The organism is Aquibaculum sediminis (assembly GCF_040712085.1).
GTDB classification, from domain to species: domain Bacteria; phylum Pseudomonadota; class Alphaproteobacteria; order Kiloniellales; family DSM-21159; genus Aquibaculum; species Aquibaculum sediminis.
Genome location: NZ_JBFCVK010000005.1, coordinates 116,935 through 138,394 on the forward strand (window position 1 = coordinate 116,935; position 21,460 = coordinate 138,394).

At 66.7% G+C, this 21,460-nt stretch carries 20 protein-coding genes; 12 read left to right on the forward strand and 8 right to left on the reverse strand.

Features of this window, described 5'->3' with window-relative positions:
* Positions 1 to 176: 176 nt before the first annotated feature.
* Positions 177 to 497 carry a helix-turn-helix domain-containing protein gene (locus ABZ720_RS09425; RefSeq protein ID WP_366555268.1) on the reverse strand — a complete coding sequence of 107 codons (321 nt, stop codon included), beginning with the start codon at positions 495 to 497 and terminating at the stop codon, positions 177 to 179.
* A 178-nt stretch (positions 498 to 675) separates the two neighbouring features.
* On the opposite strand from ABZ720_RS09425, the gene ABZ720_RS09430 reads away from it, so the two are divergent.
* From ABZ720_RS09430 to ABZ720_RS09440, 3 genes are read left to right on the forward strand one after another with little or no spacing between them, the layout of a single operon-like run.
* Positions 676 to 1,971, forward strand: a complete 1,296-nt coding sequence (locus ABZ720_RS09430) for an NAD(P)/FAD-dependent oxidoreductase (RefSeq protein ID WP_366555269.1) — start codon at positions 676 to 678, stop codon at positions 1,969 to 1,971.
* A 12-nt stretch (positions 1,972 to 1,983) separates the two neighbouring features.
* Positions 1,984 to 2,694: a 3-oxoacid CoA-transferase subunit A gene (locus ABZ720_RS09435; protein WP_366555270.1), complete on the forward strand. Its 711-nt coding sequence runs from the start codon at positions 1,984 to 1,986 to the stop codon at positions 2,692 to 2,694.
* Positions 2,691 to 3,383 carry a 3-oxoacid CoA-transferase subunit B gene (locus tag ABZ720_RS09440; protein WP_366555271.1) on the forward strand — a complete coding sequence of 231 codons (693 nt, stop codon included), beginning with the start codon at positions 2,691 to 2,693 and terminating at the stop codon, positions 3,381 to 3,383. Before ABZ720_RS09435 ends, ABZ720_RS09440 begins: the two co-directional genes overlap by 4 nt.
* Positions 3,384 to 3,465: 82 nt before the next feature.
* Here ABZ720_RS09440 and ABZ720_RS09445 read toward each other — a convergent pair whose 3' ends face one another.
* Positions 3,466 to 5,559 (reverse strand): sodium-translocating pyrophosphatase, encoded by a 2,094-nt coding sequence (locus ABZ720_RS09445; protein ID WP_366555272.1) that lies wholly within the window; start codon positions 5,557 to 5,559, stop codon positions 3,466 to 3,468.
* Positions 5,560 to 5,892: 333 nt separating this feature from the next.
* Here ABZ720_RS09445 and ABZ720_RS09450 point away from each other — a divergent pair, with 333 nt between their 5' ends.
* From ABZ720_RS09450 to ABZ720_RS09460, 3 genes are all read left to right on the forward strand, one after another.
* Positions 5,893 to 6,585, forward strand: a complete 693-nt coding sequence (locus ABZ720_RS09450; RefSeq protein WP_366555273.1) for an SDR family NAD(P)-dependent oxidoreductase — start codon at positions 5,893 to 5,895, stop codon at positions 6,583 to 6,585.
* A gap of 35 nt (positions 6,586 to 6,620) precedes the next feature.
* Positions 6,621 to 6,971 carry a RidA family protein gene (locus tag ABZ720_RS09455; protein ID WP_366555274.1) on the forward strand — a complete coding sequence of 117 codons (351 nt, stop codon included), beginning with the start codon at positions 6,621 to 6,623 and terminating at the stop codon, positions 6,969 to 6,971.
* 170 nt (positions 6,972 to 7,141) lie between these two features.
* Positions 7,142 to 7,690, forward strand: coding sequence for a superoxide dismutase family protein (locus tag ABZ720_RS09460; protein ID WP_366555275.1), 549 nt, complete (start codon positions 7,142 to 7,144; stop codon positions 7,688 to 7,690).
* A 6-nt stretch (positions 7,691 to 7,696) separates the two neighbouring features.
* Here ABZ720_RS09460 and ABZ720_RS09465 read toward each other — a convergent pair whose 3' ends face one another.
* Positions 7,697 to 8,629, reverse strand: coding sequence for a rhomboid family intramembrane serine protease (locus tag ABZ720_RS09465; protein ID WP_366555276.1), 933 nt, complete (start codon positions 8,627 to 8,629; stop codon positions 7,697 to 7,699).
* A 91-nt stretch (positions 8,630 to 8,720) separates the two neighbouring features.
* Between ABZ720_RS09465 and ABZ720_RS09470 the strand changes: the two genes are divergently transcribed.
* The 5 genes from ABZ720_RS09470 to ABZ720_RS09490 all read left to right on the forward strand — a co-directional run bounded on the left by ABZ720_RS09470 (position 8,721) and on the right by ABZ720_RS09490 (position 14,936).
* On the forward strand, positions 8,721 to 9,887 hold the full coding sequence (locus ABZ720_RS09470; protein WP_366555277.1) for a GNAT family N-acetyltransferase: 1,167 nt from the start codon (positions 8,721 to 8,723) through the stop codon (positions 9,885 to 9,887).
* Between the two features lie 74 nt (positions 9,888 to 9,961).
* Entirely contained in the window at positions 9,962 to 11,812 is a 1,851-nt protein-coding gene (gene recQ, locus ABZ720_RS09475) for a DNA helicase RecQ (RefSeq protein ID WP_366555278.1), read from the forward strand.
* Between the two features lie 264 nt (positions 11,813 to 12,076).
* Positions 12,077 to 12,964 carry a dienelactone hydrolase family protein gene (locus tag ABZ720_RS09480; protein WP_366555279.1) on the forward strand — a complete coding sequence of 296 codons (888 nt, stop codon included), beginning with the start codon at positions 12,077 to 12,079 and terminating at the stop codon, positions 12,962 to 12,964.
* A 163-nt stretch (positions 12,965 to 13,127) separates the two neighbouring features.
* Positions 13,128 to 14,261: a 4-hydroxybutyrate dehydrogenase gene (gene gbd / locus ABZ720_RS09485; RefSeq protein WP_366555280.1), complete on the forward strand. Its 1,134-nt coding sequence runs from the start codon at positions 13,128 to 13,130 to the stop codon at positions 14,259 to 14,261.
* 45 nt (positions 14,262 to 14,306) lie between these two features.
* Positions 14,307 to 14,936 (forward strand): glutathione S-transferase family protein, encoded by a 630-nt coding sequence (locus ABZ720_RS09490; protein WP_366555281.1) that lies wholly within the window; start codon positions 14,307 to 14,309, stop codon positions 14,934 to 14,936.
* Positions 14,937 to 15,049: 113 nt separating this feature from the next.
* Here ABZ720_RS09490 and ABZ720_RS09495 read toward each other — a convergent pair whose 3' ends face one another.
* The 3 genes from ABZ720_RS09495 to ABZ720_RS09505 all read right to left on the reverse strand — a co-directional run bounded on the left by ABZ720_RS09495 (position 15,050) and on the right by ABZ720_RS09505 (position 18,887).
* On the reverse strand, positions 15,050 to 15,670 hold the full coding sequence (locus ABZ720_RS09495; RefSeq protein ID WP_366555282.1) for a hypothetical protein: 621 nt from the start codon (positions 15,668 to 15,670) through the stop codon (positions 15,050 to 15,052).
* A gap of 204 nt (positions 15,671 to 15,874) precedes the next feature.
* Positions 15,875 to 17,548: a formate--tetrahydrofolate ligase gene (locus ABZ720_RS09500; RefSeq protein WP_366555283.1), complete on the reverse strand. Its 1,674-nt coding sequence runs from the start codon at positions 17,546 to 17,548 to the stop codon at positions 15,875 to 15,877.
* A gap of 136 nt (positions 17,549 to 17,684) precedes the next feature.
* Complete coding sequence (locus tag ABZ720_RS09505; protein WP_366555284.1) at positions 17,685 to 18,887, reverse strand: MFS transporter; 1,203 nt, start codon at positions 18,885 to 18,887, stop codon at positions 17,685 to 17,687.
* Between the two features lie 107 nt (positions 18,888 to 18,994).
* Here ABZ720_RS09505 and ABZ720_RS09510 point away from each other — a divergent pair, with 107 nt between their 5' ends.
* Complete coding sequence (locus ABZ720_RS09510) at positions 18,995 to 19,834, forward strand: AraC family transcriptional regulator (RefSeq protein WP_366555285.1); 840 nt, start codon at positions 18,995 to 18,997, stop codon at positions 19,832 to 19,834.
* Here the strand turns inward: ABZ720_RS09510 and ABZ720_RS09515 are convergent.
* Together ABZ720_RS09515 and ABZ720_RS09520 are read right to left on the reverse strand one after the other, a co-directional pair.
* A complete protein-coding gene (locus tag ABZ720_RS09515; protein ID WP_366555286.1) occupies positions 19,786 to 20,649 on the reverse strand; it encodes a DUF2272 domain-containing protein in 864 nt (287 codons plus the stop codon). The genes ABZ720_RS09510 and ABZ720_RS09515 overlap by 49 nt on opposite strands.
* A 3-nt stretch (positions 20,650 to 20,652) precedes the next feature.
* A complete protein-coding gene (locus tag ABZ720_RS09520; protein ID WP_366555287.1) occupies positions 20,653 to 21,366 on the reverse strand; it encodes a glutamine amidotransferase-related protein in 714 nt (237 codons plus the stop codon).
* Positions 21,367 to 21,460 lie beyond the last annotated feature (94 nt).

A 21,460-nucleotide genomic window follows, 5' to 3' on the forward strand; every position in this document is an offset into this window, starting at 1 on the left:
GAGAACGCGCAGCCGCAAACCACCACCTTGTCGTGCAATTCTATCTATCCCCACCGTCATTGCGAGCGACCGCAGGGAGCGCGACAATCCAGGGCCACAAGCAAACCGCCCTGGATCGCCACGGCGGCTACGCCTCCTCGCGATGACGGGGCGCGACACCTTGCCCCGCCCACATCTCAAGCCACCGCCTGCAGCCCCTTGCGCGCTACCAAGGTCAGGAGTTTGAGCGAAGCGCCGCGCGGCCGTTTCTCGCCGCGTTCCCACTGGCTGACGAGACCGGTGGTTACGTTGAGATAGCGCGCGAAGACCGCCTGGCTGGCCCCTTCGCGCAAGCGAATCTCCCGGATCTGCTCCGGCGCCAAATCTTCGACCGGTGTAAGGCAAAGCGCGTCAAACTCCTTGAGGGTGCGCTTTGCCATCACCCCGGCTTCATGAAGTCCCTGCGCCGTTTCGTGAACGGCGGCAAGCGCCTCCGTGCCGTAGTCTTTCGTCATCATCACCGCTGCCCTTGATCGTTTGCTCCTCGGCGCGCAGGAAGCCTCCCGCCGCAATTATGGTCAACTTCAATTCACATGCTGCGGTGCGAAAAGCCAAAGCAGCGTGAGAACCCCCTGGCCGCTCCCGACCGCCTGGGCCATGATCCGCCGCCCCTCAACACTCGTTCCAGGAGCGCCCATGTCCGAGTCCGCAGACGCTGCCTTGCGCCTTACGCCCTATTGGTGGGAGGGGCTGGAGCCTCTGCCGGACGAGGGGCGACCTCTGCCCGAGCGGGCCGAGGTGGTGGTGGTCGGGGCCGGCTATACCGGGTTGAATGCGGCGCTGCAGATCGCGCGCGGCGAGCGGCAGGTGCTGGTGATCGATGCCGAGGCGCCGGGCTGGGGCTGCAGCAGCCGCAATGGCGGGCAAGTCTCCTCCGGCCTCAAGCCCGATCTTGCCAGCCTGACCCAACGCTACGGCCCGGAGCGGGCGGCGGCCATCATTGAGCTGGGCCGCGAGTCCCTAGCCTGGACCGGGCGCTTCATCGCCGAGGAGGAGATCGACTGCGCCTACCGGGTCTGCGGCAAGTTCCACGGCGCCCACTCGCCGGCCGCCTTCCGGCGCTTGCTGCGCCGCTACGGCGAGGGCCCGGAGCTGGAGCGCGGCGACATCCGCATCGTGCCGCGCGAACAGCAGCGCGAGGAGATCGGCACCGATGCCTACCACGGCGGCCTGGTCTTCACCCGCCACGCCAGCCTGGACCCGGCGCGCTATCTGCGCGGACTGCTGGTCCGGGCGCAGGAAGCCGGCGCCTCGGTGGTCGCGCCCTGCCGCCTGCTGGAGCTGCAGCGCGAGGCCGGCGGCTGGCGGCTGCAGACCAGTGCCGGCAGCCTGCAGGCCGAGGAAGTCGTGATGGCGACCAACGGCTACAGCGGCCCGGCCCAGCCCTGGCTGCGCCGCCGGGTCATTCCGATCGGCAGCTACATCATCGCCACCGAGCCGCTGGCTCCCGCGGTCATGCAGCGCCTGATGCCCCGGCAGCGCACGGTCACGGACAGCCGCAAGGTGGTCTACTACTACCGCAGCAGCCCGGACGGCCGGCGCATCCTCTTCGGCGGGCGCGTCTCTCACGGGGAGACCCATGCGCATACCAGCGGGCGCCGGCTGCACCAGTCCATGACGGCGCTCTTCCCGGAGCTGCGTGAGACGCGCATCACCCACTCCTGGTCCGGCTTCGTCGCCTATAGCTTCGACGAGCTGCCGCACATCGGTCGGCACGAGGGCCTGCACTATGCCATGGGCTATTGCGGCTCCGGCGTCGGGCTTTCGGGCTATCTGGGCATGAAGCTGGGGCGGCAGGTTCTGGGGGCGGGCGACGGCGCCACGGCCCTGGACGGACTGGACTTCCCCACGCGGCCCCTCTATCACGGCCGCCCATGGTTCCTCCCCGTCGCGGTCTGGTACCATCGCACCCGCGATTCCCTCGGTTTCTGACGGAAGTTCCGCATGATCAACAAGATCCGCCGCTCGATCCCGGAGGCGGTCAACGACATCAAGGACGGCGCGACGCTGCTCATCGGCGGCTTCGGCGAGGCCGGCAGCCCGATCGAGCTCATCCACGCCGTGATCGACCAGGGCGCGCGCGAGCTCACCGTGGTCAATAACAATGCCGGCAACGGACAGGTGGGGCTGGCGGCGCTGATCGCCGCCGGGCGCGTGCGCAAGGTGATCTGCAGCTACCCGCGCTCCTCCCACTCCCGGGTCTTCACCGAGCTCTACCGCGCCGGCAAGATCGAGCTGGAGCTGGTGCCGCAAGGCACGCTGGCCGAGCGCATCCGCGCCGGCGGCGCCGGCATCCCGGCCTTCTACACCCCCACCTCGGTCGGCACGCCGCTGGCCGAGGGCAAGGAGGAGCGCGAATTCGACGGCCGGCGCTATGTGCTGGAACGCGGCCTGCGCGCCGACTTCGCGCTGGTCAAGGCGGAGCGGGCCGACCGCTTCGGCAACCTCGCCTACAACAAGGTGGCGCGTAACTTCGGGCCGATCATGTGCATGGCCGCCGAAACCGCCATCGTGCAGGTGCGCCGCCTGGTGGAGCCGGGCGAGCTCGATCCGGAGCAGGTCGTCACGCCGGGCGTCTTCGTGAAGCGCCTGGTCGAGGTGTCGAAGCCCCTGGTGGAGTCCGAACTGGTGGCGCAGGGAGCAAGCTATCCATGAGCGAAACGCAAGCAAAGCGCCTGGGGCTGAGCCGCAAGCAGATGGCCTGGCGCGCGGCGCAGGACCTGCAGGATGGCGCCGTGGTGAACCTGGGCATCGGCATGCCGGAACTGGTCGCGAGCTACGTGCCCGACGGGCGTGAACTGCTCTACCACAGCGAAAACGGCCTGCTGGGCTTCGGCCCGCCGCCCCCGGCCGGACAGGAAGACCCCGAGCTGATCAATGCGGGCAAGAAGCCGGTGACCCTGCTGCCCGGCGCTTCCTTCTTCCACCACGCCGACAGCTTCGCCATGATCCGCGGCGGGCACATCGACGTCTGCATCCTGGGCGCCATGCAGGTGGCCGCCAACGGCGACATCGCCAACTGGTCCACCGGTGCCGCCGATGCCGTGCCGGCGGTGGGCGGGGCGATGGACCTGGTGGCCGGTGCACGCGCCATCTGGGTGCTGAGCGAACACACCACCCGCGACGGCGCGCCGAAGCTGGTGGAACAGTGCAGCTATCCGTTGACGGGCCAGGGCGTGGTGCGCCGCATCTACAGCAATCTCGGCCTGATCGAGCTGACGCCAAGCGGTTTCCGCCTGCTGGAAATCGCACCCGGCATAACCGTGGACGAACTCCGCGCACAGACCGGTGCGCCGCTCGAGGTGCCCGACAGCCTGCCGCAGATCGACGCGCCGGACCTCTGACCGGCCCAGCAAGCGCCCCCCCCAAAGAAAAAGCCTCCGGGAACCGCAGCTCCCGGAGGCTTATTCGTACTTGTCGCCAGACTCACTGCGCGAGCACGGCCAGCAACAGCAGGGCGACCACGTTGGTGATCTTGATCATCGGATTGACCGCAGGGCCTGCGGTGTCCTTGTAGGGATCACCCACGGTATCACCGGTCACCGCGGCCTTGTGGGCTTCTGAGCCCTTGCCGCCGTGATGACCGTCCTCGATGTACTTCTTGGCGTTATCCCAGGCCCCGCCACCGGCGGTCATGGAAATCGCCACGAAGAGTCCGGTGACGATCACGCCCAGCAGCATGGCGCCCACCGACGACAGTGCGGCTGACGTGCCGGCTATCGCCCACATGATCAGGAAGAGCACGATGGGCGAGAGCACCGGGAGCATGGAGGGAATCACCATCTCCTTGATCGCCGCCTTGGTCAGCATGTCGACACAGCGGCCGTATTCCGGCTTGGCCGTGCCTTCCATGATGCCCGGGATTTCCCGGAACTGACGACGCACCTCCTCGACCACCGCACCGCCGGCCCGGCCGACCGCCTGCATGCCCATGGATCCGAAGAGGAAGGGCAGCAGGCCACCGACGAACAGGCCGACCACGACCCAGGGATTGGAGAGGCTGAAGTCGACCACCACGCCCTGGAAGAAGGGATAGTCGGCCGCATTCCGGGTGAAGTAGGCAAGATCCTCGGTATAGGCCGTGAAGAGGACCAGAGCACCGAGACCGGCGGATCCGATGGCGTAACCCTTGGTGACCGCCTTGGTGGTGTTGCCCACGGCGTCGAGCGCATCCGTGGTCTCACGCACCGAGGCCTCGAGGTCGGCCATCTCGGCAATGCCGCCGGCATTGTCGGTGACCGGACCATAGGCATCCAGCGCCACCACCATGCCCGCGAGCGCCAGCATGGTCGTCACCGCGATGGCGATGCCGAACAGGCCGGCCAGCAGGTAGGTGACGACGATGCCGGCAACGATGATCAGCGCCGGCAGCGCTGTCGCCTCCAGCGACACCGCCAGGCCTTGAATCACGTTGGTGGCGTGCCCCGTTTCCGAGGCCTTGGCCACGGAGCGCACGGGGCGATACTCCGTGCTGGTGTAGTACTCCGTCACCACAATGATGAGCCCGGTCACCACCAGGCCGGTGATGCCACAGAAGTAGAGACTCCAGCCGGTGAAAGTGCTTCCGGCAGCCTCGTAGCTGGTGCCCAGCCCGACCATGAAAGCCGTGGCCGGGAGCAGGAGCACGAGTGAGATCAGGGCAGTGGCGACGAAGCCCTTGTAGAGCGCCCCCATGATGTTGTTGCTCGAGCCCAGCTTGACAAAGAAAGTGCCGGCGATGGACGCGAGAATGCAGACCGCCCCAATCACCAGCGGATAGAGAAAGACTCCGGAGGCAGCCCCGAAGTAGATCGAGGCCAGGACCATGGTCGCCACCACGGTGACCGCGTAGGTTTCGAAAAGGTCGGCCGCCATGCCGGCGCAGTCGCCCACGTTGTCGCCCACATTGTCGGCGATGACGGCGGGATTGCGGGGATCGTCCTCGGGAATGCCGGCTTCGACCTTGCCCACGAGATCGGCACCCACATCTGCACCCTTGGTGAAGATGCCACCGCCGAGACGGGCAAAGATGGAAATCAGCGAGGCACCGAAGCCGAGCGCCACGAGGCCGTCGATGATCGAGCGCCCCTCGGCCCCCAGGGCCAGCAGCAGGACGTAGTAGCCGGCCACGGACAAGAGCGCGAGACCGGCCACGAGCAGGCCCGTCACTGCGCCTGAGCGGAAGGAAATGGCCAGCCCCTGCGCCAGCCCCTGACGGGCCGCTTCCGTGGTGCGCACATTGGCACGCACCGAGACGTACATGCCGATGTACCCGGCTGCCGCGGAGAGCACCGCGCCGATCACGAAGCCCAGCGCAACTTCGATGGTCAGCAGAAGTGCGATCACCACAAAGAGCACTGCACCGACGATGGCGATGGTGCGATACTGGCGGTTCAGGTAGGCGCGGGCGCCTTCCTGGATGGCTGCGGCGATCTCCTGCATGCGCTGCGTGCCGGCGCTGGCCGACAGAACGGAACGAGACGCCCAAATCCCGTAGGCCACACCAATGAGGCCACACAGGATGACAAACGTGAGAACCATGCCCCCTCCCTAGTTTCATGCTTTATCAGCCGGGTTGCGAACTCTGGATCTGGGTCCAACCGGCAGGAATAACTGCGTGAGCTGTATGTCGCCGGAGCCCCGGGACAGGGAAACGATGGCAGAAGCCTGCAACGGCCGCAACATCGATTATGGTATCTTTTCGGGCACTTGCCGCCGAGACCGGCACCAGACTTGACGCCAAGCCCAGCCGGACTAGGCTCCGCGGGCCGTCACGAAGACGGCCATTGCTAGGGATTGACGATGGCGGAAGAGACGGCTCTGCCCGCAAGCAGGGGCACAGCAGAAAACGCGAATCGGCGCCTTGAAGGACGGGTGACGGTAGTGACCGGCGCCTCACGCGGACTGGGACGTGCGCTCGCCGCCTGCCTCGCCGCCGAAGGCGCCCAGTGCGTGCTGATCGGCCGCACGGTGGGCGCGCTCGAGGAACTGGACGACGAGATCTGCGCCGCCGGCGGGCGCAAGCCCCTCCTGGTGCCGTTCGACCTGCGCCAGGGGGAGGCCATCGACGCCCTGGGCGGCGCCCTCAATGAGCGCTACGGCACGGTCGACCTGCTCATCGGCGCGGCCGCGAGCCTGGGCACACTCTCACCGGTCGGGCACTTCAAGCCCTCGATCTGGGACGACACCCTGAAGGTCAATCTCACCGCCAACTGGCGCCTGCTGCGCAGTCTCGACCCGCTGCTGCGTCAGGGCGACGGCGGTCAGGCAACCTTCATCACCTGCCCGCGCCCCGCCGAGGGCGAGGCCTTCTGGGGTCTCTACAACGCCGGCAAGGCCGCCCTGGAGGAACTGGTGCGCAGCTATGCCGCCGAGAACCGCAAATTCGGCGTGCGCGCCAATCTCCTGATGCCCGCGCCGTTCCGCAGCGGCCTGCGCACGCAGGCTTTTCCCGGCGAGCCGGCCGACAGCCTGCCGACGCCCGAGGCGATGGCCCGGGCCTGCCTGCCGCATCTGCTCCCCGGCGCCCAGAAAAGCGGCGAGATCATCCCCGTTTCCGCGACATAATCACCATTGTTTAAGCAAACCCGGAGGAACTGAATATGAGCATCGAACGCATCGAAGTTGGCAAGCGCATGAGCCAGGCCGTGGTCCACAATGATACGATCTACCTCGCCGGTCAGGTCGCGCATCAAAACGCCGGCAAGTCCGTTGCCGAGCAGACCCAGGAAATCCTGGAGAACATCGACCGCCTGCTGGCAGAGGCGGGGACCGACAAGACCCGCTTGCTGTCGGCGCAGATCTGGCTCTCCGAGATCAGCAGCTTCAACGAGATGAACGAGGTCTGGGACGCCTGGGTCGCCGAAGGCAACGCCCCGGCCCGCGCCTGCGTCGAATCGCGTCTGGCGGCGCCCAAGTTCACCGTCGAGATCATGGTGATCGCGGCGAAGTAATCTCGACCGGAGTCGGAAACGGCCTCCGGCAGTCGATCAAGCTGCTGGAGGCCACTTCCACCGCACCACCGGTTCCAAGTTCGGAACCCACTTCCCTTCCGTGTCGTTTGCCCGGTAACTCCTGACCGACGCGGCCTGTATGCCGCATGAGAAGACAGGGAGAATCGACTATGCGAACGACCTTTCTTGCCGCCTGCGGGGCGGTTCTCGCTCTGACGCTGCCCTCTGCTGCCGCCGTGGCCGCCGAGGAGGCCAGTGCCCGTTTCATCGACCGCGAGGGAGAAGAGATCGGCGAGGCCCGGCTGACGGAAGGGCCCAGGGGTGTGCTGATCCAGCTGCAAATCGAAGGCCTGCCGCCCGGCCCGCACGGCCTGCACCTCCATGCCAATGGCACCTGTGAGGATCACGACGAAGGCTTTCAGGCGTCGGGCAGCCATATCAATCCCGAGGAACGCCCGCACGGGCTGCTCAACCCTGATGGCCCCGATCCCGGCGACCTGCCCAACATCTTCGCCCACGAGGATGGCAGCGTTCAGGCCGAGCTTTTCACCGGTTTTGTCACCTTAAGCGAGAACGGTGGGGAAGATGGCCGCGTGCCGCTGCTGGGGGAAAACGGCGCCGCCTTCGTCATTCACGAAGATCGCGACGACCACCGCTCCCAGCCGATCGGCGGGGCCGGCGACCGCATCGCTTGCGCCGTGGTCGAAGCAGCCTCCTGATTCCGGTCAGACGGCCAGGGCGATCAGCCAAGCCAGGGCAAAGAGCAGCACGGTCGCCAGGGCATAGGCGAGTTGTGCTGCGCTGCCCAACGGCACGCGCGGTCCGATCTGGGCGAGGAGGAACCCGCCGCCGGCACCGGCGGCGAAGCCAGTGACGTGTGCCAGCACGTCGGTACGCTCACCACCGATCCCAAGATAGGCGAGCAGCATCGCGCCCGCGGCGAAAGGCAGCCAGCGACGCAAGCCCCGGAAGCGCGCCGGGGCCTGGTGGCGCCATGACAGGGCACAGAGCAGGCCCAGCGCGGCAAAGACCGCGGTGGAGGCACCGATGGAAGTCTGCTCATTGGCCCGCAAGACCGCCGCCAGCAGATTGCCCACTGCACCGCTCAGCAGGATCGCCAGCCAGGCCAGGCCGCCGCCCAGCAGCTGCGCGAGCAGAAAGCCGAAGAAGCCGCCCAGCGCCAGATTGCCCAGGAGGTGCGTGCCATCCCCGTGGAGCCCCAGGGCCGTTGCCGTGCGCCAAATCTGCCCATCGAGGATCAAGCCCGCCTGGGCCGCGCCAGCAGACAGCCAATCCAGGCCGAAGGCGCCGCGCAACGCCGCGCCGTGCAGGAAGAAGAGCACGCAGGCATAGGCCAACACCCCCAGCAGGGCCTCGCGACCGGGGCGGATGGTGGGCGCAGCCGGAGTCTGGTGGCTGTTCTCCTTCACATAGGCGGCAATCTCGCGCTCAGCGGATGCGGCGTGGTGGGGCGCGACCGAGAGCGTGATCCACTCACCATCGCGATGCAGCCGGCTGGTGATGCCCATGGCGGCCAGCACCAGGGCATAGCGTTCGGCCTCGCTGCGCAGACGGGAACGGCGCACCACAACCCAGGGATCGCCCCACAGTCCTCCACCCCAGGCCCCGCCACCAGGATTGCCGCCGAAATCGCTCACATGACCCCTTTCGCTTTGCCGGCCCGCTGCTCCACACTGGTGTCATCCTCTCATGACTCGGCCGGCGTCGGCCAGGAAAGGAGAAGCCGTCATGCCCGACGGTGCCGACCAGCACCCCCTCCAGGTCATCGAGCGCCTTTCCCAGGTATCGGCTTCCGAGTGGGATGCCTGCGCCGGTGTGCGCTGCCCCTTCGTCTCCCACGCCTTTCTCTCCGCACTGGAGGAGACGGACTGCGCGACGGCCGAGACCGGATGGCTGCCACAGCACCTGCTGGCGCGCGACTCCACGGGCCGCCTCGTCGGAGCCGTCCCGCTTTACCTCAAGAGCCATTCCTTCGGGGAGTATGTCTTCGACTGGGGTTGGGCCGATGCCTACGAACGCGCCGGCGGCCGCTACTACCCTAAGCTCCAGGCCTGCGTGCCTTTCACGCCGGTCACCGGACCACGCCTGCTGGTTCACCCTGAGGCGGACCAGTCGCAGGTGCGCGGCCTGCTGATCGCCGGGCTGGAGGAGGTGGCGCGGCGCCACGGCGTGACCAGTCTGCACGTCACCTTTCCGGAGGAAGAGGAGTGGCATGCCCTGGGCGAGGCGGGTTTCCTGCAGCGCATCGGCCGGCAGTTCCACTGGCACAATGACAACTACGCCGGTTTCGACGACTTCCTGGCCGCGCTGGTCTCCCGCAAGCGCAAGGCGATCCGCAAGGAACGGGCCAAGGTGGCCGAACTGGACCTGACCTTCCGCGCCCTGACCGGCCCCGAAATCCAGGAGCGGCACTGGGCGGCCTTTCACCGCTTCTACCTGGACACCGCCGACCGGAAATGGGGTCAGCCCTATCTCACCCTTCCCTTCTTCCAGACCCTGGGAGAACGCCTGGCGGAGCGCGTGGTGCTGATCGTGGCGGAGCGCGGCGACGAGCTTCTGGCCGGCGCACTCAACCTGGTGGGCGACGGCGTGCTCTATGGACGCAACTGGGGCTGCAGCGAGACCTACCGCTTCCTGCACTTCGAAACCTGCTACTACCAAGCCATCGACTACGCCATCGCCCACGGCCTGCGCCGGGTCGAGGCCGGAGCCCAGGGTGAGCACAAGGTGCAGCGCGGCTATCTGGCCACGGAAACCCGCAGCGCACACCTGATCCGCGATCCCGCCTTGGAGCGCGCCGTGGCCGATTACCTGCGCCGAGAGAGCCGCCAAGTGCGCCAGGAAATCGAGCTGATCAACCGCCACCACAGCCCCTATCGCGGCCTCGCGGAATAGACCGGGGGACGCAAGCCAGGAGGATTGCCAGCGGGCACTGGCCAAGCCACCCCTGGGCAGGTATGCGGGGGGCCATGGCCAGTCTGGAGATTCACGAGGCGGCGGGCGATCCGCAGACGATCCTGCGCCGGGTGTTCGGCTTTTCCTCCTTTCGGGGATTGCAGGAGGCCGTGGTGGGGCAGGTCTGCGCCGGCGGGCATGCCCTGGTCGTCATGCCGACGGGCAGCGGCAAGTCGCTCTGCTACCAGATTCCGGCCATGGCCCGGCCCGGAACCGCCATCGTGGTCTCGCCGCTCATCGCCCTGATGCAGGACCAGGTGGCGGCGCTGCGGGAGCTGGGTGTGCGCGCAGCGACCCTGAACTCCGCCCAGGATGCCGAACTCAGCCGACAGGCGATAAGGGCCATGCAGCAGGAGGACCTGGACCTGCTCTATGTCGCCCCGGAGCGGCTGCTGATGGACGGCTTCCTCGAGCTCCTGGACAACTGCCGCCTCAGCCTTTTTGCCATCGACGAGGCCCACTGCATCAGCGAGTGGGGGCACGATTTCCGCCCCGAATACCATCGTCTGGGCCTGCTGGCCGAGCGCTTTCCCGCCATTCCCCGGGTTGCCTTGACCGCCACGGCCGATGCGCCGACGCGCAGAGACATCATCGACCGACTGGCGCTCCAAGACGGCCGCAGTTTCCTGGGCGGCTTCGATCGCCCGAACATCCGCTACGGGGTGCAGCCCAAGACCACCGCCCGGCGCCAACTGCTGGACTTCGTCAAGGCCCAGGGCGGGGAAGCCGGCATCGTCTACTGTCTCTCCCGTGCCCGCACGGAGGAGGTGGCGAGCTGGCTGACGGATCAGGGCGTCTCTGCCCTGCCCTACCACGCCGGCCTGGCCCCGGAGGTGCGGGCGCGCCACCAGGAACGCTTCCTGAAGGAACCCGGCCTGACCATCGCGGCCACCATCGCCTTCGGCATGGGCATCGACAAGCCGGACGTGCGCTTCGTCGCCCACCTCGACCCGCCGCGCAGCCTGGAGGCCTACTATCAGGAAACCGGTCGCGCCGGGCGTGACGGCCTGCCGGCGGAGACCCTGCTGCTCTTCGGGATGCAGGACATTGCCCAGCAACGCCGCATGATCGAGGAGAGCAACGCCCCTGACGAGCGCAAGCGCCTGGAGCACCGTAAGCTGGATGCGCTTCTGGGCTACGCCGAATCCACCCGCTGCAGGCGCCAGGTCCTGCTGGACTACTTCGGCGACAGCTGTGAGGCCTGCGGCAACTGCGACACCTGTCTCTCGCCGCCACAAACCTTCGATGGCACCGTCGCGGCCCAGAAGGCGCTTTCGACCATCTATCGCACCGGGCAGCGCTACGGCAGCGCCCACGTGATCGACGTCCTGCTGGGCAAGACCAGCGACAAGATCCGCGCCGCCGGCCATGATCAGCTCTCCACCTTCGGCATCGGCACAGACTTCGATGCCAAGGCCTGGCGCTCGATCCTGCGCCAACTGGCCAGCCTTGGGCTGCTGCACATCGATCTGGAGGGCTACGGCGCGCTGCGCCTGACGGAAAAGAGCCGACCGGTGCTACGCGGCGAAGAGCAGGTGTCGCTGCGTCGCGAAGTGGGTGCCCGCCGCAAGGCGACCGCCTCCGGCGGCAGCAGCGGTGCGGCGGCGGCGACGCTGGAGAGCGAAGCCGAGCGCACGCTCTTCACTGCATTACGTGCCAGGCGGCTGGAACTGGCGCGTGAGGTGAACCTGCCGCCCTACATGATCTTTCACGATTCAACCCTGGTGGCCATGGCCCAGACCCGTCCAGGCAGCCGAGCCGCGCTGGGACAGTTGCCGGGCGTTGGGGAAAGCAAGCTCGAGCGCTACGGCGCAGCCTTCCTCGACGTCATCGCTGCGACAGCGCAGGGCGATGAACAGGGCTGAGCCAGCAGGCGGGAAGCGGGAGTAAGGAGGGGGCGGGACAGGGGACCTCGTTGCCCCGCCCCCGATCCCGGCCCTGGAACGGAGCCGCCGCCCCGAGCCATCGGGCTGCGATAGCTGGTTCTGGCCGCGGGCCGAGAGGTAACAATTGGGATTATTCTAACCCAACGCTGGCCCGGAAGATAGCAAAACGACTCGCTTCGGAGCGATTCCCATAAAATGCAGTTGACGATTATACTGGACCAGCAAGCTGAAGGAGACTGAGCCATGGCAAATGACCTTCGCGCAGATTTCGACAGTCTCACCGCCGCGCTCCCACCCCTTTCCCGCCGCGGCTTCGTTGTGACCGCGAGCGCCGCAGTCGGCTTCGCCGCCGCCGCAAGCCCGGTGTCTGCTGAGACGGTGATCGAGACCGATTCGGAAGGGCTGGAGGCCGGTGACAGCGCCTTCACCGCCACGGACGGCACCGAAGTGCCGGTCTACTTCGCGCGCCCGGCCGACGAGGAGTCGGCACCGGTCATCCTTGTGATCCAGGAGATCTTCGGCGTGCACGAGCACATCAAGGATGTCTGTCGTCGCCTGGGCAAGGCCGGCTACTTCGCCGTGGCGCCGGAGCTTTACATCCGGCAAGGCGACCCCAGCGGCTATGACGACATCCAGGTCCTGCTGCGCGAGGTGGTCTCGCAGGTGCCTGACGAACAGGTGATGTCTGATCTTGACGACTGCGTGGCCTGGGCGGCCGCGGAAGGCGGCGATACCGACCGCCTTGGCATCACTGGCTTCTGCTGGGGCGGACGCGTGACCTGGCTCTATGCCGCGCACAATCCCGATCTCTCAGCGGCCGTGGCCTGGTACGGCCGCCTGGTGGGAGAGACCAGCGAAACCAACCCGCAGCATCCCATCGATGTCGCCGCCGACCTGAATGCGCCTGTACTCGGCCTCTATGGCGGTGCGGACAGCGGCATCCCCGTGGAGACGGTGGAGGAGATGCGCACCGAGCTGGAAGCGGCGGAGCAGAGCTTCGAGATCGTGATCTACCCCGACGCTCCGCACGCCTTCCATGCCGACTACCGCCCGAGCTATCGGGAAGAGCCGGCCCAGGCTGGGTGGGAGCGCCTGCTGGCGTGGTTCGACGAGCATATCGCCACCGCGTGATAGCCGCTCACTCACCACAGGTGCTGGGAACGGCTTCACTCCAAGCGCTTCGATCCGTAGCGTCTCGACAGCCGGCGCTCAGGCATTAGACTGGCCACCAATCGCCGGCATGGTCCGAAGGGCCATGCCGGCAGCGCAATGATATGGATGAGGGAGAGCGCCGGTGGCTCTGGTCCAGTACCTGACGAAGATCCAATTTGATTTCGGAGCCCTGCAGCTCCTGGGCGACGAGTTGAAGGCCCTCGGGGTCAACCGACCGCTCCTGGTCACGGACCCCGGGCTGGTAAAGCTTGGACTGGCCCAGAAGGCTCTGGACGCCCTGCCCGCGGAGATGACGGCCACCGTCTTCGACCAGACCCCGGAGAACCCCACCGAAAAGGCAGTGAACGCCGCCCTCGAAGTTTACGCCGAAGCGGGCTGCGATTCCGTGGTGGCCTTCGGCGGCGGCTCCTCCATCGACCTGGGCAAGGGCGTTGCCCTGATGGCCAACCATCTGCCGCCCATGGAGCGCTATGCCGCCATCCTGGGCGGCGCCGAACATATCACCAAGGCTGTAGCGCCGCTGATTGCCATTCCGACCACGGCCGGCACCGGCAGCGAGGTGGGCCGGGGTGCAATCCTCACCCTGAACGATGGCCGCAAGCTGGGCTTCCTTTCGCCCTACATCATCCCGCGTGTGGCGATCTGCGATCCGGAACTCACGCTCGGCCTGCCGCCAGGCCTCACGGCCGCCACGGGCATGGATGCCATCACCCACTGCATCGAGACCTACCTGAGCCCCAAGGACAACCCCGTGGCCGAGGCAATCGCCCTCGACGGCCTGCGCCGCGGCATCCGGAACATCCGCCGGGCCGTGGCCGACGGCCAGGATCGCGAGGCCCGCCGCGAAATGCTCTGGTCGGCAGTGATGGGCGGCCTGACCTTCCAGAAGGGCCTGGGCGCGGTCCACGCCATGTCCCATCCGCTGGGCGGCATCCAGGACCCGCGCCTGCATCACGGCACGCTGAATGCCGTGATCCTGCCGGCCGTGCTGCGCTTCAATGCCGGGCACGTCGGCAACAAGTACGACGTCCTCGCCGAGACCATGGGCCTGCCCCCCGGCAGCGACCTTGCTGCGGCGATCGAAGACCTCAATCGCGAACTGGGACTGCCGGCCAATCTGAAGGACATGGGCGTGCCCAAGCACGTGCTGCCGAAGATGGTCGAGGGCGCGCTTGCCGACCACAGCAACGCCAGCAACCCGCGCCAGGCCACACGCGAGGACTATGAGGCGCTCTTTGCCGAGGTCTATGGCTGAGCCCGCATCCATTCAAACTCGAAACCCAGACAGGAGACGCGCTTAATGCTGTTGATCGGACGCGATCTTTCCCCCTTCGTGCGCCGCTGCGCCGTGACCATCGACCTGTACGGCATGCCCTATGAGCGGGCGGAACTGTCCACGGCCACGGATCTCGAAGCGATCCGCCAGCACAATCGCCTGGCGCGCGTCCCGGCCCTGGTGCTGGACGACGGCGAAACCCTGATCGACAGCACGGCGATCCTGGACCATCTGGATGAGCAGGCGGGCGACAAGCGCCTGACGCCGGCCAGCGGCGCCGAGCGTCGTGCCGTGCTCCGTGCCGTCTTCCATGCCATGGGAGCCGCGGAGAAAACCATCTTGATCGCCTATGAGCGCAATCCGGCGATGCGCGACGAGGCCCATATCAGCGAAAAGTGGATCGAGCGTCTGTCCGGTCAGGTCCGCGGCGGCTTGGCAGCGCTGGAAGCGATGCTGGAGGGCGGCGACCATCTGGTCGGCGGCCGCATGACCCAGGCAGATGTGACCACAGCCATCGTCTATGACTTCATCGGCTTCATGGTGCCGGCCCTGGTCGAAGGGAACGCTTTCCCCAAGCTGGCGGCCTTGACCGCTCGGATATCCGAACTGCCGCCGATGCAGGCAACCTCCTTGGACAAGTACCGCAAGGCGTGACGTCCAAGAAGTTGATCCATGAAAAAAGCCCACAGCGTCGAACCGACGCTGTGGGCTTTCTTATGGCAGCGAATAAGAGCGCGGAGAGCCGATCTACGCTCCCCCCGTAGCGATCAGTTCTGCTGCACCAGCGTGTAATCGAAACGGTTGCCGGCGCCGACTTCGATGGTGTGGGTCAACTGGCGACCACCGTAGTCGGCGGTCACGAAGTACCAGCCGGCCGGCAGCACCAGATAGGGATTGGCGCCGCTCACCCGATGCAGCACGTGACGCTTGCCCTCGGTATCGCGGCCATAGGTATGGATCTTCCAATCGATGGCATCCTTGAGCGCGGGGCGCCCGATGCCCGGAATCACACTCAAGGTGATCTCACCGGCATTCAGGTTGACCGTGTGCGCTACCTCGCCGCGCCCGCGCACCTGCACGACCTCCTGCTTCAGCATCGCGCCGTAAGCCGTGGTCAGCAGATAGTCCCCGCTGGGCACGCTGAACTCGGCAATTCCGCCGGAGCTTTCCGCAGCAAGGTCAGCCTGACCGCCGCCGCCCAAGGTGTGAAGGGTGAAGGAGACATTCTCCGGAATTTCCGCTGCCCCTTCGTTGATGATGGCGCGCACAAGAAACGCATCGTCCGTGCGAGCCGCGGTCTGTGTGTCACCGCTTGCTTCCGCCGTCATTGTCGTCAGCGCAATGACCGCGCCGACAGCAACGCCGGCGAGCGACCTCAATCGAAGCATACCCGAGCCCCCTTTTTGGCAGTGCATCCTAGGTACAATGCCTGCGAATCCGGCGCAATGGCTTATCGACATCTCGCGGCAAGCAGCCGCAAGCACCAGATCGAACGAATTGCGCCCGAGAGAACCGCTTGGACGGTTCCCTCGGGCGCCTGCATCCGCTTGAAAGCTATGCCCCGGACCTAGCTGGTCCAGGAGTCATCAGGCTCAGAACAGCCCTTCGATCCGGCCTTCTGCATCCAGATGAATGGAATTGGCTGCCGGAACCCGCGGCAGACCGGGCATGGTCATGATGTCACCGCAGATGGCGACCACGAACTCCGCTCCGGCCGAGAGCCGCACCTCACGCACCGTCAGCGAGTGATGCAACGGGGCGCCCTTGAGGTTGGGGTCGGTGGAGAAGGAGTACTGGGTCTTGGCCATGCAGATCGGTAGATGGCCGTAGCCCGTCTCCTGCAGTTCGCGGATGCGGTTGCGCACGCTCTTGTCCGCCTGCACTTCCGAGGCGCCATAAAGGTGGGTGGCGATGGTCTCGATCTTCTCCCACAACGGCATCTCGTCGTCGTAGAGCGGGGCGAACTGGTCGGTGCCGCTTTCCACCAGGGCCACGACCTTCTGCGCCAATTCCTCGGTGCCCTTGGAGCCCTCGGCCCAATGCGAGCAGACCACCGCCTCGGAGCCCAGTTCCTTGACGGCCTGGCGCACCACTTCCATCTCCGCGTCGGTGTCGGTGATGAAGCGGTTGATCGCCACCACCGCCGGAACGCCGAAGGACTTCACGTTGCGCAGGTGCCGCGCCAGGTTGCTGCAGCCCTTCTTGACGGCCTCGACATTCTCCTTGCCCAGGTCTTCCTTGGCCACGCCACCGTGCATCTTGAGCGCCCGGATGGTGGCAACGACAACCGCCGCGTTCGGCTTCAGCCCCGCCTTGCGGCACTTGATGTCGAAGAACTTCTCCGCGCCCAGGTCGGCGCCGAAGCCGGCTTCGGTCACCACATAGTCGGCAAGCTTCAGGGCCGTCTGCGTGGCGATCACGGAGTTACAGCCGTGGGCGATGTTGGCGAAGGGGCCGCCGTGAATGAAGGCCGGGTTGCCTTCCAGGGTCTGCACCAGGTTCGGGGAAATGGCATCCTTGAGCAGCACGGCCATCGGCCCCGGCGCCTTCAGATCGCGGGCGAGGATCGGCTTGCGATCCCGGGTATAGCCGACCACGATCTTGCCCAGGCGCTCGGTCAGATCCTGCAGATCGGTGGCCAGGCAGAAGATCGCCATGATTTCCGAAGCCACGACGATGTCGAAGCCGTCTTCGCGCGGGAAACCGTTGGGGGTGCCGCCGAGCGAGGTCACGATGGAGCGCAGGGCCCGGTCGTTCATGTCCATGACCCTGCGCCAGGCGACACGACGGCTGTCGAAGCCGAGCTCGTTGCCCCAGTAGATGTGATTGTCGATCAGCGCGGCGAGCAGGTTGTGCGCGATGCCGATGGCGTGGAAGTCACCGGTGAAGTGGAGGTTGATGTCCTCCATGGGCACGACCTGGGCGTAACCGCCACCGGCCGCGCCACCCTTCATGCCGAAGCAGGGGCCAAGGGAGGGTTCGCGCAGGCAGATGGCCGCGCGCTTGCCGATGCGATTGAGGCCGTCGCCCAGGCCCACGCTCGTGGTGGTCTTGCCTTCGCCCGCGGGCGTCGGCGTGATTGCCGTCACCAGCACCAGCTTGCCGTCCGGCCGGTCGGCCAGGCCCTTGATGAAGTCGAAGGAGACTTTCCCCTTGTAGGGGCCGTACTGCAGGAGGGCGTCCTGCGGAATGTCGAGCGTGGCGCCGATTTCGGCGATGGGCTGCAGTGTCGCTTCGCGGGCTATCTCGATATCGCTCTTGGGCATCTGACCTTAAATCCCTTGTTTTCCCGGCCACCGCGGCAGAATCCCGACGGTGAACCCGGACGCTAACCGCCCCCTGCAACCCGCACAGTCCAAGGACCGACGGGCAGGACGCGAAAAGCGCCATAGCGGAAATCGACTACTCGGCGGCCTGCACGGCCTCTTCGCCCAGTCTCTGCGGGCGCGGCAGCAGCAGGGCGGCGGCCACGACGCCCAGCGCACAGAACGTCAAAACGACATAGAGCCGATTGAAGCCGGCGTCAGGGCTGTAGCCCCAGGCCGCCAAGGGCACGGCCGTGGCGCTGACGCCCAGGGAGAGCACGTACTTGACGCTGTAGACCCGGGCACGCCAGTGGGCGGCTGCGTAGCGGGCGACGATGGCGTCCTGGATCGGGATGATGCCGAAGGTCGCGATCATGAGGACCAGCGCCACCGCCATGGCCGCCCAGGCATCGCTGACCAGCAGCAACAGCAGCAGGGGCACCTGCACACCGCCCAGCAGGAGCATCAACACGCGCGGCGAATAGCGATCGGCCGCGGGTCCGGTCACAAGCTGCGTCATGGAAGCGCCGGCGAAGATCAGCGAGGCAAGGCCGGCCGCACCGATGAGCCCGCCCAAGTCCGGCGCCGCGAAGTTGGCCTCCACGATCTTCGGCATGACGATGGTCAGGACGGCAAAGATCACCCCGCCCAACAGCGAGGAAATGGCCAGATAGCTGAAAACACGGATCAACAGGTCGCGCCGCGGTGCAGCGCCCGCTGTCGCCGCCGGCCGACGGCGCTTGACCACGGCCACTTCATCGGGAACCAGCAGGAGGAAAGCCAGTCCAGTGATGATAGCCAGGGCACCCGGCACAACGAAGGCGGCCTGCCACCCCAGCCAGACGGTGAGCGCGCCGGTCAGGATTGGTGCCGCGGCCACTCCCATATTGCCCCAGACCCCATTGATGCCGAGCAGGCGCCCTACCCTCTCCTGGCTTTCAGCCACCATGGCGATGCCCACGGGATGATAGATGGCGGCAAAGGCGCCCATGCAGAAAAGGCCTGCGGCCAGATGCCAGGTGCTGCTGGCCGTCGCCGTGAAGACGGACGAGGCACCCAGGCCCAGGAACATCAGCGCCATCATGTTGCGCCGGCTCCAGACGTCACCAAGCCAGCCGGCCGGCAAGGTGAAAGCCGCGAAGGCGATGAACCCCGCCGTGGCGGGCATCAGCAGGTCGCCGTAGAAGCCCTCGCCGCTCAACTCCAGCGCCACCGCCACCGTGGGATAGATCAGCATGAAGAAGTGGTCGTAGGCGTGACCGACATTGAGGAACAGAAAACGAAGGCGCGAGGCAGACATCGAGCACTCCACACACGGCCGGCTAACCGGGCCGGCAGACGATAGACTCGTAATCCGTGCAGGATAGGCATCGCATCACCGGCAGTCTCGCGCTACTCTGCCATACTATGTCGAGAAACGGACAGACTGCGCCAGACTACCCGCAGAACCGCGCCGCGCTGCAGCGGCTGATCGCCGGCAGCCCCGGGCCGGTGCAGCCCTATGCGCGGGACTATCCAGCCGGCTGGGACACGGGTCTGCACAGCCATCGCCGCGCCCAACTGGTCTTCGCCACCAGCGGTGTGATGACGGTCACCACGCGCTCCGGCCTTTGGGTCGTCCCGCCGCAGCGGGCCGTCTGGGTGCCCGCCGGCGAAAGCCATGCGCTGAAGATGCACGGGCCCGTGCAGCTGCGCACACTCTATCTGGATGAAAGCATTGCAGCCGATCGGCCCCGGCGCCCCCAGGTGCTGAGCGTCACCCCCCTGTTGCGCGCGCTGGTTCTGCGCCTGATGACCCTGCCGGCAGAGGCCACCCGGGAGGGACCCGCCGCACGGCTGGTCGCGGTGCTTTTGGATGAATTGCACTGCGGTGCGGAGGCCCCGATGCACCTGCCCGAGCCACAGCATCCGGGCCTGCGGCGCATCTGCTCCGCCTTGCGGGAACAGCCGGCGGATCGCCGTGAGCTCGCCGATTGGGGTCGGCTGGTGGGCGCCTCGCCTCGCACGCTTGCCCGACGCTTCCAGGAGGAAACCGGCATGGGCTTCGCCGCCTGGCGCCAGCAGGCGCGCCTGCTGGCTGCGCTGCCACTGCTGGCGCAGGGCCAGGCGGTGACCTCCGTCGCGCTCGATGTGGGTTACGACGGACCGAGCGCCTTCATCGCCGCCTTCCGCCGGAGTTTCGGGGTGACGCCGGGACGCTACTTCGCCGAGGACAACGTGAGTACTGGCGAGGGCGGCGCATCCTGATCGACGAGGTTGAGCCGCAGAACCACGAAGGGCGCCGGCTGACCTGAAGAGCCCCCCAGTCCCCGGGGCACCCGCCCCTCCGCATCAAGCGGCAGGTAGATCATCCGCACGGCGTTGCCCAGGTTGCCGCCAATCAGCGCCAGGCGCCGACTGTGGCGGGCCACCACCAGGTCACAATGCATACCCCGGAATTCGCCCAACTCGTCCACCCTTTGCGCCACCCGCTGCAGCCGCGCATCGGCAGGCCGGGAACGGTCGGCACAGAGCAAATCACCCGGCTCGGGACGGTGGGTTTCCAGATCCATCGGCGTGTAGAGCGCCCTCCCTCCCCAGCGCTGCTGCATGCGAATGGCGTGGTCGAGATAGTAACTGTGAGCGGCGCTCCAGTAGAAGTCAGAGCGATCGACACCGGTGCTGCGCATGAGATAGGAGATGAAAGCTGCAGACCAGGGCAGCGGCCGCCAGACCTCCGCATCCGCTTCGCGATAGCGCGCGCGCTGGCTTTTAATGTACGCGGGCCAGGTGTCCCGCTCCTCGCGCACGGCATTCCAGTAGCCCTGGACCAGATGGAAGACACGGGGGTCGTCCTCTGAAAGTGCCGGGCGCAGTTCCTCCCGCTCGGGCCCGCGCAGGTCGGTGATGCCCCCACCGAAGGCCCGCCATTCCCGCTCGGCCTGCTCGACCAGCCGCTCACGCAGGCTTTCCGGATAGGGCACCGGCGGCGCGTCCAGCGGCGGTCTCGCCGTTTCGCAGGCCGCGAGCAGCAGCGCGCAGAATCCGAAAGTGAGCCAGCGTAGGCCTCCGGGAAAGATCACCGATCACGCCACGGGTTGGGTCAGCGCCGGTGCATCGGCCAGCCAGCGGTCGAGAAAGGTGGAAAGCCAGTCACCCAGCGGCTCCAGATGCACGTCGCGATCCGCAAGCTGCCGGTCCCGGGCATGGGCCCCGGGATTGTCCAGCATATGCGCCGCCTCGCGCAGCCACCCGGCCTGGATCTCCTCGGTGATCTCAGGGTGGAACTGCAATCCGAAAGCCCGGCCATAGCGGAAGGCCTGGTTCTCGAAGTGCTGGCCGGTGGCAAGCAACTCGGCCGTGTCCGGTGCGGCAAAACCCTGCAGGTGCCAATGATAGACCATGAGATCCGGCGGGATCAGGTCACGGCCGGCCGCTGTCGGGGCAATGGGATAGAAACCGATCTCACTCATGCCTTCAGGGTGCGGGCCCACCGAGGCGCCCAGCGTGTGCGCCAGGAGCTGGCTGCCCAGGCAGATGCCGAGCAGCGGCTTGTCTTGCTGCAGCCAGCCCTCGATCCAGGCCAGTTCGTCGCGCAGGTAGGACAGGTGCTCTGCCTGCTCTACCATCTGCACACCACCGTAGATCACCGTTGCCGCGTAGCGCGACGGATCAGGAAGCGGCTGACCCTCGGCGACGTAGCATGTGTCCAGGGCAAAGCCTCGGCTGCGCAGCCCCTGGGTCACGCGATCCTCGCGCTCGTTTGGCATGTGCCGGATCAACAGAACCTTTTCGCTCATTGCCGCCTCTCACAATCCGCTGACTGCCGAGAAGCTGCCGCATGCGGCGGCTCGGCACAATAGATGGACACGCAACCGGAACCGCGGAATTCGC

Bases quoted from the DNA above. Each gene is read 5' to 3' on its own strand.
- ABZ720_RS09425 (WP_366555268.1), bottom strand. From the start codon at position 497: ATGATGACGAAAGACTACGGCACGGAGGCGCTTGCCGCCGTTCACGAA.
- ABZ720_RS09430 (WP_366555269.1), top strand. From the start codon at position 676: ATGTCCGAGTCCGCAGACGCTGCCTTGCGCCTTACGCCCTATTGGTGG.
- ABZ720_RS09435 (WP_366555270.1), top strand. From the start codon at position 1,984: ATGATCAACAAGATCCGCCGCTCGATCCCGGAGGCGGTCAACGACATC.
- ABZ720_RS09440 (WP_366555271.1), top strand. From the start codon at position 2,691: ATGAGCGAAACGCAAGCAAAGCGCCTGGGGCTGAGCCGCAAGCAGATG.
- ABZ720_RS09445 (WP_366555272.1), bottom strand. From the start codon at position 5,559: ATGGTTCTCACGTTTGTCATCCTGTGTGGCCTCATTGGTGTGGCCTAC.
- ABZ720_RS09455 (WP_366555274.1), top strand. From the start codon at position 6,621: ATGAGCATCGAACGCATCGAAGTTGGCAAGCGCATGAGCCAGGCCGTG.
- ABZ720_RS09460 (WP_366555275.1), top strand. From the start codon at position 7,142: ATGCGAACGACCTTTCTTGCCGCCTGCGGGGCGGTTCTCGCTCTGACG.
- ABZ720_RS09470 (WP_366555277.1), top strand. From the start codon at position 8,721: ATGCCCGACGGTGCCGACCAGCACCCCCTCCAGGTCATCGAGCGCCTT.
- recQ (WP_366555278.1), top strand. From the start codon at position 9,962: ATGGCCAGTCTGGAGATTCACGAGGCGGCGGGCGATCCGCAGACGATC.
- ABZ720_RS09480 (WP_366555279.1), top strand. From the start codon at position 12,077: ATGGCAAATGACCTTCGCGCAGATTTCGACAGTCTCACCGCCGCGCTC.
- ABZ720_RS09490 (WP_366555281.1), top strand. From the start codon at position 14,307: ATGCTGTTGATCGGACGCGATCTTTCCCCCTTCGTGCGCCGCTGCGCC.
- ABZ720_RS09495 (WP_366555282.1), bottom strand. From the start codon at position 15,670: ATGCTTCGATTGAGGTCGCTCGCCGGCGTTGCTGTCGGCGCGGTCATT.
- ABZ720_RS09500 (WP_366555283.1), bottom strand. From the start codon at position 17,548: ATGCCCAAGAGCGATATCGAGATAGCCCGCGAAGCGACACTGCAGCCC.
- ABZ720_RS09505 (WP_366555284.1), bottom strand. From the start codon at position 18,887: ATGTCTGCCTCGCGCCTTCGTTTTCTGTTCCTCAATGTCGGTCACGCC.
- ABZ720_RS09510 (WP_366555285.1), top strand. From the start codon at position 18,995: ATGTCGAGAAACGGACAGACTGCGCCAGACTACCCGCAGAACCGCGCC.
- ABZ720_RS09520 (WP_366555287.1), bottom strand. From the start codon at position 21,366: ATGAGCGAAAAGGTTCTGTTGATCCGGCACATGCCAAACGAGCGCGAG.